The organism is Mammaliicoccus sp. B-M6, assembly GCF_022386965.1.
Taxonomy (GTDB): domain Bacteria; phylum Bacillota; class Bacilli; order Staphylococcales; family Staphylococcaceae; genus Mammaliicoccus; species Mammaliicoccus sciuri_A.
Genome location: NZ_JAJNHJ010000015.1, coordinates 15222 through 29359, shown reverse-complemented (window position 1 = coordinate 29359; position 14138 = coordinate 15222). Strand labels below are relative to the sequence as shown.

Below are 14138 nucleotides of genomic sequence, written 5' to 3'. Positions count from 1 at the left end.
GAATCTTTTTTTTATGCTTTTTTTAATGTTTTTAAATATTCTTGACCTTTTTCATGGTCATATTTGTTTTCCCATTTAGAGATAACAATTGTTGATAACGCGTTACCTACAACATTGACACATGTTCTAGTCATATCTAATAGTCTGTCTATACCGATAATTAATGCAAGTCCTTCTGGATTTAATCCCATAGACCCTAATGTTGTAATAAGAACAACTATAGAAGTACCAGGTACAGCTGCCATACCTTTAGATGTAATCATTAATGTAAACATTAATATTAACTGTTCAACAAGCGTTAAATGAACACCATACATCTGAGCAACAAATAATGCTGCGATTGATTGATATAAAGCTGATCCATCAAGGTTAAATGTATATCCTGTTGGTACAACAAATGAAACAACATCTTTTGGTGCACCGAACTTTTCCATTTTTTCCATTACTGATGGTAGAACCGTTTCTGAACTTGAAGTTGAGAACGCTAACAATAAGTCGTCTTTTAATATGCGAATAATAGAGAATACGCTGATACCACAAATTTTTGCGACAATCCCTAATACAACAATAATAAAGAATACCATTGCACCTACAACAACAGCTAATAACTTAACTAATGGAATTAAAGCAGATAATCCAAATGTCATAATCGTTACACAGATAAAAGCAAATACACCGTATGGCGCTAATCTTAATATTCTATGTATCATCCAGAATACAGCTTCTAATGTTCCGCTTAATACATCTTTAACTGGTTGACCTTTTTCACCAACAGCAGCGATTGCTAATCCGAAGAATACTGCAAAGAATATAATAGGTAGTAATTCTCCAGCTGTTAAAGCTTCAAATATATTTGTAGGTATGATGCCAACTATTGTATCTATCATGTGATTACCATAAGTAGATTTTTCTGCAGCATCAGCAGTTTGTTCATATTTAGAAATATCACCTTTAGGTAATTTGTTTGCGTCTATACCTAATCCAGGTTTGAATAAGTTTCCGAATATAATGCCCAACCCAATTGCAATTGTCGTGATGATTTCAAAGTATAAAATCGTTTTCCAACCATATCTACCAACTGTATGCATATCACCAACGTTTGAAATTGATAATGCTAATGAACAGAATACAATTGGAATAACAATCATTTTAATAAGGTTTAAAAAGATATCTCCAATAGGTCGAATGAATTTAATTAAATGGTCTTGTCCGTGTAAAAAGTATCCTACTACAATACCTAATACTAAAGCGATTAATATTTGTGTCGGTAAGCTTATATATCTTCTTCTCGGTTTTTTAATTTTTTGATCCAAAAAAACTCCTCCTTTAAAGCACTGTAGTGATAAAGTACAAAAAAAATTATGCCTTTCCATAAAAATGGAACTGCACAAATAACGTTTAAAAAGGGATTCATAAAATACGTCACTCTTAAGATTATAAGAGTATACGTCATTCTATCACGAAATTTAATTTTAGTATTTAATCAGTTTTACTATAAAAAAGGAAAATAACACTTTCAAAAATTGAAAGTGTTATTTGATCATACGAATTGATAATGGTGGTAAATAAGTTTCTCCATTGTATGCTTTGATAGCACCGATAACCGTAAAGATAAAAGCTAAAATAGCTAATATTGGTAATATAATAAAGCCTACTAATACTAAACATAATAGGGTACCAACGATTCCCCAAATCGTATATGAAATAAAGAAATTCAAATAATCTTTACCAATTCTATCAACGAATGGAGAGTTCTCTCTTTTAATTAACCAAATGATAAGTGGCGCAAAGAATGAAGCAAAGAAACTTGTTAAGTATATAAGCATACCGAATAATCTATCATCATCAGTTGTATCTAAGTGTTGTGATACATCTTCATATGTCGAATGTGTTGTAGTTTGTTGAAATGGATTTTGTTCGTTTTCACTCATGTATAATCCCTCCTAACTTAATTCAAGTATACATTTTTTTACCGATGCCGCCAATCAATAATATAAATTAATTATTTTATAAACAAAAAAGGAGATCTAGACAATGATATGTCCAGTCTCCTTTTTAAATGATATTCAATTAATCTTAGTGAATGTAGTTGTAAGAACCAGCTTCTGAAGCTGAGATTGTACGAGTTGATACAACACCTTCACCTTGGTAGTTCATTTCTGAAACTTCAACGCTACCGTCAGAGTTTACATTTTCAACGTATGCTACGTGACCGTAAGCACCAGCTGTTGATTGTAAGATTGAACCTTTTTTAGGTGTGTTATTTACAGTGTAACCATCTGCTGCTGCATTAGCTGCCCATTGGTTAGCATTTCCCCAAGTTGAGCTAATTGGTTCTCCAGCTGCTTGTCTTTTATCAAATACATAATAAGTACATTGTCCAGCAGTGTATAAGTTAGCTGATGAACTTGTAGTTTGAGTTGCTGTTTGTGTTACTGAAGAAGTAAATGATTGACTCATGTTTGAAGTGTTGTAATTTTGGCTATAGTTATTAGTATAGTTAAAGTTTTGAGTTTGAGTTTGGTTTTGAACTGGAGCTTGAGCGTTATCCAAAGTATCTGCTGAAGCTTCACCATTTCCAATTATTGTTGTTGCTAATCCCGTAGATAATACTGCGAATGCTGTTAATTTTTTCATTATAAATAATCCTCCGTAAATTTCGTATATGTTTTAAATTTAAATTTTAGTTTTGTTTGTGTCGTTTTCCGACGACAAATAATACTTTAACAGAAGTTTTTATGTTTGTGTGTGTTTTCATACAGTTGTTACTTAATCATAATCAGATACAATATTTTAGTAATATTTATGACCAATTATGACAAACAGTAATATAGAAAATATACCGATAATATAAGGTTTTACGGTGAATTTTTAGAAAATTAATGTCATTTTCTTGTAATATTTATGTTAAGGATTAAAACATTGAAAAAGAGTAGTTAGCAAATTATTTGCGACTACTTTTTTCATATATAAAATAATATGGTTAGTTTTCTAAGTATATTGAAGGGGGCATTATATGAAGAGATTACCAACTTTATTTGAAGCAATTTCTACGATTTTATTTATGGGGCTAGTCGTATTGATTGGTTTTGGGATTCTACATTATCCAATTCAACCTTTATTAATTATTGCAGCGGTTTATGCGAGCTTTATAGCCATTAGAGTAGGCTTAACTTGGGAAGACTTACAAGATGGTATTACAAAGAGGTTAGCAACTGCAATGCCAGCCATATACATAATATTTGCAGTCGGTATTTTAATAGGTACGTGGATGTATTCAGGCACTGTACCTGCTTTAATTTATTATGGTTTAGAAACGATCAATCCGACATACTTTTTAGTAACTGCATTTGTCATAACAGCCGTTACATCTGTCGCTACAGGTACTGCATGGGGATCAGTTGGGACTGCTGGCATAGCGTTAATGGCGATTGCCAATGAAATGAATATTCCGATAGGTATGGTTGCAGGTGTTGTAATAGCAGGTGGTGTGTTTGGAGATAAAATGTCACCACTTTCTGATACGACAAATTTAGCTGCATTAGTAACAAAAGTAAATATCTTTAAGCATATCCAACATATGATGTGGACGACAATACCTGCATCAATTATTGGGCTTATTGTATGGTTTATAGCAGGCTTACAATTTGATGCTAAAAATGTAGAAAGCAAAAGAATAAATGAATTGCTGAGTAATATTGATACAGCTTTTAATTTAAACTTTTGGGTATGGGTACCAGTCATTGTTATCGTCTTAGGTATTAGTATAGGAAAACCTACTGTACCGATGATGTTATTATCTAGTTTAGTCGCAATGTTTGTAGGTGTGTTTAATAATGGATTTGAAATTGTAGATGCATTTAATGTAACGATGCAAGGTTTTAATATCAATATGACAGGCTTATCTGAAAATGATGCATCAAGTTCAATGATAGAACTGTTAAAACGTGGTGGCATTATGAGTATGACTGAAATTGTTGTAACGATTTTCTGTGGTTATGCATTTGCGGGTATTGTAGAAGCATCCGGTAGTTTAAAAGTTATTTTAACGACAATATCTAGTAAAGTTTCTAAAGATTCACATTTGATATTAGTTACGATAGCTGGAAGTTTAATTCTTGTATTTGCAGCTGGTGTTGCATCTGTCGTGATTATTATGATAGGTGTATTGTTAATGGACATGTATAATGAACGTAATTTAGATCGTGTGAACTTATCAAGAACGCTAGAAGATTGTGGAACAATGGTGTTGCCATTTATCCCTTGGGGTACTTCAGGTATATACTATCGTGATTTATTGGGTGTTTCGTTAGGAGAATTCTTCTGGTGGACTGTACCATGTTATTTATGTGTGTTCTTTGCAGCATTTTATGGTATAACAGGTATCGGTATTAAAAAAGTAAAAACAAATGCATAAAAAAAGAACAATCGCAATGATTGCTCTTTTTTATTTATATTCATCTTAGTGAATGTAGTTGTAAGAACCAGCTGCTGAAGCTGAGATAGTACGAGTTGAAACAACACCTACACCTTGGTAGTTCATTTCAGAAACTTGGATAGAACCGTCAGAGTTTACTTTATCAACGTAAGCTACGTGACCGTATCCACCAGCTGTAGTTTGTAATACTGAACCTGCAGATGGGTTGTTATTTACTGTGTAACCAGATTGTGCTGCTGCGTTAGCCCAGTTATTAGCATTTCCCCAAGTGCTACCTAAGTCAGGACGTTTGCTGAATGCATAGTAAGTACATTGTCCTGCAGTGTATAAGTTAGCTCCTCCACCAGTTGATGGGCGAGAAGTTGATGTAGTTGTAGTGCTTACATTTGAACTTGAGTTTGATGTAGTTGCTGTATGGTTGCTAGTTGATGGTGCTTGTGTAGTTGTTACACGAACATTGTTTTGGTTTGAAGATGTGTTATGAGAATCTCCTAAACCACCACCATTTGGCGCAGCATTGAATGCTGGTTGTGAATAATTTGTATTTGAAGCTGCTTCGTTATTTGAAGAAGCAGTGTTAGTTGCTACTTGTTGTTGAGCTTCGTAACCGTAATGAGAAGATGGATTCCAGTTACCTTCCCAAGTGTAGTGGTAGTTACCTTGTTGGTCAATTGTGTAATTGTAAGAATAAGAATATGGATCGTTTGGATTATATCCTTGTGTATTTTCTGCTGCATCTGCGTCATGTGCCATAAATGTTGCGATTCCTGCTGTTGCGATTGCTGCTGTTGCGATTTTCTTCATAATAAATAAATCCTCCTAGATAATTTAAAAATAATTTTTTCGTATATGTTTTATGTTTTTTTTCTAATAAGTTTTTTTCTTCGCTGTTAATCAACAAAACCTACTTTATCAGAAATTATTTAGTTTGTGTTGAATGTTAAAACTTTGTAATTTAATTTAAATATCTAAAGATTTCATGTAATAATTCCGAACATTTTACACTGAATAAAGAACGTTATAATATCAACGTTTTTAAGCACTTTTAAGTATTGAACTCGATTCTTTGTTACACGTTTGTAATATTTAAGACATAATAAAATAATTGACTTTGGATAATAATACGAAAAATTATATCAAATAAACAAAAGAATATTGCATCTAAAGGATTAAAATAAGTACAAAACTTCATAATAAAAAGTCAAGAATAAAGTATTTTTAGTAATATTTGTTGAATTATAATTATCATGAATAGTAAATAAAGATGTTTCATAAGGAATTGAGGTGTTTGACATGTTATATGATAGTAATTTAAAAATTTACCAACCTTTAAATATTCAATCTGATTTTAATATGGGTTTATTACTACTATTTATAATAGAAGGAAGTAGTAAGATTTATATCAATGGAAAAAGAAAAATATATCAAGCAAATGATATTGTAATCATTAATGATTTGGAACATTATCGTATTTATTCTAATGAAGATACCGTTATAGCCACTTTGTATTTATCCAGATGTGAACTTGATTATTTCTTTCAATTTGAGAAAAAGTACTATATTGATGTAGATAAACTTGATAACAGTGTTCTTAAGTATTTTATGAATAAGGTGCTCGCCAATTACATTAAATATAAAAATGACATGGATACAAATGTGTTTAATACAATCAAGCAATTTATGATGACATTACGATTATATAGAATTGTAGATGAAGATCATGATTATTATTTAAACAACGATATAAAACAACGATATACATAAAGCTATCAATTATATGCATGACCATTATAAAGAGAAATTATATATTGCTGAAGTTGCGACGAATTGTATTTTATCAGTGAGATGGTTTTCAGAAAATCTAGAAGAAATAACAGATATGAAATTTAGAGAACTTAGAAAAAGTATTCGTTTATCATATGCGATATTTGACTTAATCTATTCAAAAAAATCTATTACACAAATTGCAGGGGATAATGGATTTGCGTATGAATCAAATTTTATAACGAGTTTTAGAGATAAGTATCATATAACACCAGCAAAATATCGAAAGCAACTCACGAATGATCAGTATTACCCATTTAATAATAAACGGACAAACCTTATTGAAAATTTAAATAAGATATCTCATCGACTGAAAGATTTAACAAATAATGTTGCAGATTATATTAGTTTAGATATTCATTTAGATGATCAATTAACATCAAAGCTCCCAACATCTAATTTACTAATATATATCAGAAATATCGAAACATTAACTAATAATTTTCAGCAATCAAAGTTATTAACGATGAGAAAAGAAATTGGGCAATACGGTTTAATGTTTTCGCATCACTTAATTAATGAACTTTTAAACGAATCAAATTTTGAAAGTAATAGATTGATGCATCAAATGTTTTCTTTCTCATTAGAACACCAATTTGAGATTTCATTTGAAATAAATTTATCTAGAAATGAAAATTTAGAAGTGTTTGCAGATAGATTTAAGCGACTATTAAATTATTTAATTGATTGCACGTACTATTATGGACAGAGGCAGTTTCATTTCTATTTAAATATGACATATTACCAATATAATCACGTTTATAAAATGATAAATGAAACATTGAAAGATTCAAAAGTAACATTAATTTTGAATGATTACGATAAATACTTAGCTAATCAAATGACACATATAATAGATGGAAATAACCAAATTGCATGCAAAGTTTACCATGAATTAGTCTCCGACAGAGAAATAACTACTATATTAAAGAATAATTCTTCGTTAAATATCTTATATCAACCGACAATCCCTAATCGAATCACTTATTGAAACATTTAAATGGTGTTTAGAGTATAAGCAAAGAATTTCAATTATTATAGATGATACTTGGATTGATAGTATGATACCTTCACAGAGCAGTCACCTTATGATCAAAGAATTACAATTAAATAAAGAAAGTCAGTATCAGTTATTTGAATTAATATTAACTTTAAAAAGATTAAGAGGAAATATCGTGTTTTTTAATGACAATATTCTAGTTACGCATTATTTAAATGAATATCAGCTATTAATCTTTCCAAATAATAAACTATTTAATAAGCTGCATCAAAAACTAAATATTACTGGATTGAACATTGAGGATATTGAGTATAGAATTCACGATATTCGTATTAAACGTAATAAGCCAATTAATCAGCAATTTAATGAGGAAACTGGTAATAAGATAAATACAATAAATTTTGATAAAGAATCAAGAAAATTAGTAATAGATTATGATTCTTCAGCTGATGTCATTAAGCATATCTATATAAAACAAAAAATAAAATAAGGTGGTATTGAGCTATGACTGAATATAAGAACGAATTATTGAAATTAAATTATTTAAATTTTCAAGTGAAGAAAATACTAAAGAAAAATTGCGCATTAAATATTTATCATTTAAAGATTTTGAAATTTATTAATGATAATCAAAAGAGAAGAAAATATACAGCTTTAGATTTTAAAGAAGTACTTCGTATTAATCAAACGATGTTAACACATGTCATATCCTATTTACATGATTTGAATTATTATAAAAAAGAACGATTAAAGCAAGATGAGAGAAAAATTATTATAATAGTAGAAACTCGTCACAAAACGAAAATATCTCAATTAATTAATCAAATAGAAATAGATTTTCAGCATAATTTAAATGAGATTTCTACAGATTTAAATACGGACTATTTCGTTGATTATGCGATAGAAATTAATCGTGTGATGAGTGATATACATTTTAATATCAATCATCAATATAAAATGAATATCGATCAATTTATGATTTTATTATTTATAGAGATGTCTCATAACGGGTGTCGAACACTAGAAGATATTAAAGGTCAGTTTGGATGGGATTTAGTAAAAATCAATAAATCCATAAAAGTACTTGTAAAATTAAACTATCTTGATAAAGAAAGGTCTAAAACTGATGAAAGAATTGCATTAGTTTCCATTAAGAAGGATAAAGAAAAGTTAATTAAATTAATGATAGAAAATGTACTGAAATTACAAAATGTTAAAGATGGTGAACAAAATTTAGCTATGGTAGAATGAGCATAATAACAGCTCATTCAGGAGGTTAATATGTCACATTATCATTTCAAAGAAAACTTTTTCGGTGCATCAACAAAACCAATAGAAGTCTATGATGAACACAATAATCCTACATTTATTCTAAGCTTATATTATACATCCACTAGACAAGAAACATTTGCGTTATTAGGGAGAAAGAAACATAATTTTATGATTGAATTTGAAGGTGGCACTTTTAAAGTGTTACAAGAAAGATCGATAGAAGGAAAGTTAAAGACACCTTTTAAAACTGTTTGGGAAGTATTTAAGAACGATACTAAAATAGGTACATTCGAAACAAAAATTGGATTTAAACCGAGAATAATATTTAATGGTGAGAAAAACGATACTTTATTGTTTGAATCAGGGTTTATATCTAGATCTGTAAAAGTCACAGATGAAGCAAATAATTTAGTCATGGAGACTAAGTCTGAAAGATTTAAAATTGCATCCAATCATAATATTGATATTGTTAATTCAAAATATCATCCTGCAATGTTAATCATGCTATTCCAAGTATTTTTTGAGTATCAGGAATATCAAAGAAGTAAATCTAATTAATTGATAAATGAAGGGGATCGTTTACGTTGTTTAAATTTTTTAAGAAAGAACAACTGAGTCAAAATATCACGCATGAAATATCTGAAGTGAAAGGCATGACCATTGTTGATGCGTATTATATACAAGATAATCAAGTTGAATTATATAAACAAGACCGTGAAAGATATAGTGATGCATTAATTTATATTTTAAGTCAATATTTTTCAGACGTCGATAGAATGTTTGAAGGTAGTGATGATGGTGAAGCAATTGTTGCATTTCAAAATGGAGAACCTAAAAAGTGTATTTATTTAAATCCAGAAACAATCGATCAGTTAAGGATTTATGAACAAGAGATGCCTTTAAAACAGTCTATTATCAAGTTATGCAATTTAGAACATAATCATTAAAAAGAAAAATAGCACATAAACTTCTGCAGAAGTTTATGTGCTATTTTTTATTTTGATTAATATTATTGACAAATGGAGAATTAGTACTATAATTATATCTAGTATAATAATTATATCGAGGTGAGAGCATGAAATTTGAATTAGGATTATCATCATTTGCTGAAATCTCTCCAATTAATGGTGTGGACAAACCTTTCCCTGCACACGAAAGAATTAATCAAATTGTTGAAGAAATTAAGCTAGCTGATCAAGTAGGATTAGATGTTTATGGATTAGGGGAGCATCATAGAGAAGATTATGCAGTATCAGATCCAGTTACAGTGTTAGCAGCTGCGGCTAGTCAAACTAAAAATATTAGATTGTCATCAGCTGTAACAGTATTATCATCTGACGATCCTGTTAGGGTCTATCAAAGATTCGCTACATTAGATGCGATTAGTAATGGTAGAGCAGAAATTATGGCAGGTAGAGGTTCATTTATTGAGTCATTTCCACTCTTCGGATACGACTTAAAAGATTACGATTTACTATATAAAGAAAAATTAGATTTATTAATGCAAATTAATGAAAATGAAACCGTAACTTGGCAAGGACAAACAAGAGCGGCAATTGATCATTTAAAAGTATTTCCAAGAGCAGTTCAAGATAAATTGCCTATTTGGTTAGCAACTGGAGGAAATCCAGAATCTTCTATGAGAGCAGGAAAATTGGGATTACCTATCACTTATGCTATTATAGGAGGGGCGCCAAGTCGTTTTAAACGTAATGTGGCAATGTACAAAGCTGTTGCTGAATCAAATGGTTTTGATACATCTAAATTACCTGTAGCGACACACTCATGGGGTTACATTGCTGAAACTGATGAAAAAGCTATGGAAGAATATTATCCATCAAGTGCATATGTTATAAATCAATTAGGCCGAGAACGTGGATGGCCACCATATTCAATGGGAAAATTCGAACAAGAAATTGTTCATGGTGCATTGTTTGTTGGAAGTCCTGAAACAGTTGCAGCTAAAATTATTAAACTGCATGAAGATTTAGGTATTAATCGATTTATGTTACATTTACCAGTAGGCTCTATGCCGCATGAAAAAGTATTAAAATCTATTCAACTATTAGGTGAACAAGTTAAACCGATTGTAGATGAATATATGAAAAATAAGGAGGAAATTAAGTAATGTTAAGATATTTATTAAATGTATATGTAGGTAAACAAATTTTTGATTCAAGTCAACCAAAAGTGAAAGATGACGACGGTATGGCTCAACAATTCGAAGAAGGATTCGGCCTTTCAAGAAATGCTATGAAATTAGCTGGTGGACTTGAACTAGTAGGTTCAATCTTCTTATTCTTAAGTGCTTGCAACAAATCTTTATCAAGATTAGGTTCAGTACTTGTAGGTTCTGTTATGACAGTTGCAGCATATAAACACTATGAAGCTGGACATGGCTTTAAAGGTGCTAAACATGCTTTAACACTTTTAGGTTTATCTGCATTAAGTTTCGTTGATACATTAGGTAAGAAAAAATAATATACAATCTTTAAATCTGGTACATTTTGATGTGCCAGATTTTTTTGTTTATTTCAAAATGATGCAAATACAAAAGAAAAATCATAATCTTTAATATTATATATTATTCAATTTATGACAGGAATTCTTTATATTTAAAAAGTAATAAACTTTTAAAAATTCTTAAATACAAACTATGTACATGGGTGATTTTTTTTGTAAATTGAACGCTGTAGAGATTGATATAAAAGGGTTTATATGAAAAACAAAAATGTTGAAAAGTCAATATTTGAAAATTTATTAAATGTTTTTAAAAGTCATTATAAAATAATAAATATTATTAAATCATTGTGTTGAAAGGGAAAATGCTATAGATACTAAAGATTGCACAATATACCAATTCAACAATTTATTAAATTATTTTGAGGAGTTGATTTGCAATGGAATCAGTATCGGTACCAATCAGAAATATCGTTGAATTAGTTGTTACAACTAAGAAGTCTAAAGATTATGTCGCAAATATCAAAAGTCAATTTGCACTCTCGTTCGAAGAAATATATATTTTAGTTTATATATAGAGGCGAGAAAGATTGTTACAACGTTAAAGATATCATTAAACAATCTAAATTTAAGCCGTACTATATTTCAAAAGCCGTACAAAACTTAAAAGAAAAAGGGCTTATTTCTAAGAAAAGAAATGATCAGGATGAGAGAACTGTCGCTATTCAAGTATCTAAAATTCAACATAAAAAGATAAAAAAATTATTAATGGAAATTGAAGCTGAAATACTATAATAATATCGAGAAGCGGGATAAAGAAATCTTTTTAGTAAAAGATGCTCTGTCCCGCTTTCTTATACTATGTAGTTAAATGTTAAATGATATATTATATGTATAAACAAATGTATTTATTTAAGAAGATATCGTAAAAGGAGAACCTTTATGGGCATAATTTTAAATGTTAAACCGAAAAGTCAATTATTTCCTATACCAATGGTTATGGGGTGTGAAGGTACGGCAAGTTCGATGCTGCTTAATTACTATAATAAAGATATTAATGCAACGACTATTATGAGAAAGTGGCCAACACATTCAGATAACCCAGAAAAGGGATATGTAGGCAATCATTTTCTAATCAAATTTGGCCATCATCAAACTATTTTTCCGAATGTACTTGCAGAATTTCTAAATAGATATGATTCAGAAATTATTGATGGTACGGGTACTGAACTTGAAGATCTAGAGAAGATAATTGATAAAAGTCATCCGGTTGTAATATATCATACGACATTAGGAGCTAAACCGATTCGCAAAATTTTTAAAATCGGTGATAAAGGTAAATCCTATGTTACTAATATCCATGTAACTTTATTAATTGGATATGATGATGAGTATTACTATTATATAGATCCTTTATGGAAGCAAATATTGGGGTATGCATATATACCAGCATTATGGCCATCCAAATATCAAATTATCAAAATGAAAAAAAATAAAATGAATATGAGTTATAATACGCCAGGAAAAATGTGTATTTACAAAAAAATATAATTATTTTTAAAATATTATGTCATAATGTTGTAACATTTGTTATGATATGGTTATAAATTTTAAAAAGAGGTGTTTAAATGTCTACTAAATTAAAGTTACTAATTATAGGAATTGTAGTAGCCTTTCTTGCAATAGTAGGAATTGGTGGCGCAGCAACATATTATTTTCTAACAAATACGCCAAAGAATACATATTTATTAAGTGAACAAGAATCAGCAAAATCTTGGAAAGAATACTTTAACGACAGATTTGAAAACGAAACTGAATTCCAAGATAAAATGAAAGATGAATCTTATAAAACATCATTCAAATTTGGAGCAGAAGTATCAGATTCATTAGTTTCTCAATTAGGCATACCAAAGTCAGTTATCGACTCAACGAATATTGTCTTTAATGTTGGGCATGATCCTAAAGCGAAAAACTCTAAATTAGGTATTGAACCTACAATTGCAGACAACAAGATTGGTAACTTCCAATGGAGTGCAGACAAAAATAATCAATATTTAGAAACACCATTATTTAAAGACATATATAAAGTAAAAAATAATGAAATTAAAAAAGGAATCGAAAAAGCTACTGGTGAATCATTAGATTCAACAGATGGACAAGAAATCACAAATGATTCTTTAAATTTAAATACGATCTTATCAAGCTCTCAAATCTCTCAAGATCAAATCGACAAAATCTCAAAAAGATATAGTGACTTATTTGTTGATCAATTAGATGATGATAACTTTGAAAAAGACAAAGAAAAAGTTAAGATTTTTGATGATGAAAAAGAATTGAAAAAAGTAACAATGAACTTAAGTGAAAAAGATACTAAGAAAATCGTTGTAGCAATTCTTGAAGAAGCTAAAAAAGATGAAGATATTAAAAACATTGTAGAAAAACAAGGTAATGTAAAAGAGTACGATAAAGAAATTAAAGATTTATTGAAAAAAGCTAAAGATGAAGATGTAAAGAATTATCCTAAAGTGAAATCTATCATTTACGTAGACGGTAAAGAAATCTTGAAACGTGACTTAACAATTACAAATAAAGATAATGAAAAAGTTAGAATACAAGGTACAAATGTGATCGATGATGGCGTTCAAGTAGATTATAAAGTATCAGCACCAGGTGAAGACGGTGGACTTACACTTAAAGGTAAATCAACTGGTAAAGATGAAATTAGCGATAAGTATGATTTAGAAATCAATGAAAATTCATACTCTACAACAACATTAAAATTAGATAATAAATCTAAAGTTGATGGAGACAAACGTACAGATAAAGGTAAAGTGACGATTGCACCATCTAGCGGTCAAAGCTTCGATTTAAATTACGACCATAATTTAACAACAGACACTAAAAACAATCAACAAAAACAAAAATTAAATGTTGATTTCGATGTGAATGGTGAAAATATTAAATTAATTATGGATGGTAAAACTGAACTGAAAAAAGACATTAAATTCAAGAAAGATGGCGCGATTGACTTTAATACATTATCAGATTCAGAAGTTGATGATTTAACAAAAGAAATAGAAGATAAGCTACAAGATTTAGGAGAAGATCTTGCAAAAGATATTCAATAATTAGAGAGGAGTGGTT

The 14138-nt window shown here is 29.6% G+C and carries 17 protein-coding genes; 13 read left to right on the top strand and 4 right to left on the bottom strand.

Annotated elements, in window-relative coordinates; genetic code table 11:
* Nucleotides 1–11: 11 nt before the first annotated feature.
* The 3 genes from LQ693_RS07395 to LQ693_RS07385 all read right to left on the bottom strand — a co-directional run bounded on the left by LQ693_RS07395 (nucleotide 12) and on the right by LQ693_RS07385 (nucleotide 2637).
* Nucleotides 12–1313, bottom strand: a complete 1302-nt coding sequence (locus tag LQ693_RS07395) for a cation:dicarboxylate symporter family transporter (protein ID WP_239733109.1) — start codon at nucleotides 1311–1313, stop codon at nucleotides 12–14.
* A 219-nt stretch (nucleotides 1314–1532) separates the two neighbouring features.
* Nucleotides 1533–1931, bottom strand: coding sequence for a DUF4870 domain-containing protein (locus LQ693_RS07390; RefSeq protein ID WP_103361998.1), 399 nt, complete (start codon nucleotides 1929–1931; stop codon nucleotides 1533–1535).
* A gap of 145 nt (nucleotides 1932–2076) precedes the next feature.
* Nucleotides 2077–2637: a CHAP domain-containing protein gene (locus LQ693_RS07385; protein WP_119475367.1), complete on the bottom strand. Its 561-nt coding sequence runs from the start codon at nucleotides 2635–2637 to the stop codon at nucleotides 2077–2079.
* 379 nt (nucleotides 2638–3016) lie between these two features.
* Here LQ693_RS07385 and nhaC point away from each other — a divergent pair, with 379 nt between their 5' ends.
* On the top strand, nucleotides 3017–4417 hold the full coding sequence (gene nhaC, locus LQ693_RS07380) for a Na+/H+ antiporter NhaC (RefSeq protein WP_103361999.1): 1401 nt from the start codon (nucleotides 3017–3019) through the stop codon (nucleotides 4415–4417).
* Between the two features lie 45 nt (nucleotides 4418–4462).
* Here nhaC and LQ693_RS07375 read toward each other — a convergent pair whose 3' ends face one another.
* Nucleotides 4463–5242, bottom strand: a complete 780-nt coding sequence (locus LQ693_RS07375) for a CHAP domain-containing protein (protein WP_025906857.1) — start codon at nucleotides 5240–5242, stop codon at nucleotides 4463–4465.
* A 489-nt stretch (nucleotides 5243–5731) separates the two neighbouring features.
* Here LQ693_RS07375 and LQ693_RS07370 point away from each other — a divergent pair, with 489 nt between their 5' ends.
* From LQ693_RS07370 to LQ693_RS07315, 12 genes are all read left to right on the top strand, one after another.
* Nucleotides 5732–6202 (top strand): hypothetical protein, encoded by a 471-nt coding sequence (locus LQ693_RS07370; RefSeq protein WP_119494958.1) that lies wholly within the window; start codon nucleotides 5732–5734, stop codon nucleotides 6200–6202.
* Nucleotides 6203–6215: 13 nt separating this feature from the next.
* Nucleotides 6216–7253, top strand: coding sequence for a helix-turn-helix domain-containing protein (locus LQ693_RS07365; protein ID WP_119651315.1), 1038 nt, complete (start codon nucleotides 6216–6218; stop codon nucleotides 7251–7253).
* A 97-nt stretch (nucleotides 7254–7350) separates the two neighbouring features.
* Nucleotides 7351–7752 carry a hypothetical protein gene (locus LQ693_RS07360; protein WP_107590389.1) on the top strand — a complete coding sequence of 134 codons (402 nt, stop codon included), beginning with the start codon at nucleotides 7351–7353 and terminating at the stop codon, nucleotides 7750–7752.
* A 14-nt stretch (nucleotides 7753–7766) separates the two neighbouring features.
* Nucleotides 7767–8513: a transcriptional regulator, SarA/Rot family gene (locus tag LQ693_RS07355; RefSeq protein ID WP_119494608.1), complete on the top strand. Its 747-nt coding sequence runs from the start codon at nucleotides 7767–7769 to the stop codon at nucleotides 8511–8513.
* Between the two features lie 30 nt (nucleotides 8514–8543).
* Nucleotides 8544–9092: a tubby C-terminal domain-like protein gene (locus tag LQ693_RS07350; RefSeq protein ID WP_239702940.1), complete on the top strand. Its 549-nt coding sequence runs from the start codon at nucleotides 8544–8546 to the stop codon at nucleotides 9090–9092.
* A gap of 26 nt (nucleotides 9093–9118) precedes the next feature.
* Nucleotides 9119–9481: a hypothetical protein gene (locus tag LQ693_RS07345; RefSeq protein WP_239702941.1), complete on the top strand. Its 363-nt coding sequence runs from the start codon at nucleotides 9119–9121 to the stop codon at nucleotides 9479–9481.
* A 128-nt stretch (nucleotides 9482–9609) separates the two neighbouring features.
* Entirely contained in the window at nucleotides 9610–10662 is a 1053-nt protein-coding gene (locus tag LQ693_RS07340) for an LLM class flavin-dependent oxidoreductase (RefSeq protein ID WP_107596667.1), read from the top strand.
* Nucleotides 10662–11015 carry a DoxX family protein gene (locus LQ693_RS07335; protein ID WP_025906850.1) on the top strand — a complete coding sequence of 118 codons (354 nt, stop codon included), beginning with the start codon at nucleotides 10662–10664 and terminating at the stop codon, nucleotides 11013–11015. The genes LQ693_RS07340 and LQ693_RS07335 overlap by 1 nt, the downstream gene beginning before the upstream one ends.
* Nucleotides 11016–11434: 419 nt before the next feature.
* Nucleotides 11435–11572: a hypothetical protein gene (locus tag LQ693_RS07330; protein ID WP_232151781.1), complete on the top strand. Its 138-nt coding sequence runs from the start codon at nucleotides 11435–11437 to the stop codon at nucleotides 11570–11572.
* The gene (locus LQ693_RS07325) at nucleotides 11565–11789 is read left to right on the top strand and encodes a transcriptional regulator, SarA/Rot family (protein ID WP_311405042.1); all 225 of its coding nucleotides are present in this window, start codon (nucleotides 11565–11567) and stop codon (nucleotides 11787–11789) included. Before LQ693_RS07330 ends, LQ693_RS07325 begins: the two co-directional genes overlap by 8 nt.
* A 147-nt stretch (nucleotides 11790–11936) precedes the next feature.
* On the top strand, nucleotides 11937–12545 hold the full coding sequence (locus tag LQ693_RS07320) for a C39 family peptidase (protein ID WP_103362005.1): 609 nt from the start codon (nucleotides 11937–11939) through the stop codon (nucleotides 12543–12545).
* 77 nt (nucleotides 12546–12622) lie between these two features.
* A complete protein-coding gene (locus LQ693_RS07315; RefSeq protein WP_119475075.1) occupies nucleotides 12623–14122 on the top strand; it encodes a DUF6583 family protein in 1500 nt (499 codons plus the stop codon).
* Nucleotides 14123–14138 lie beyond the last annotated feature (16 nt).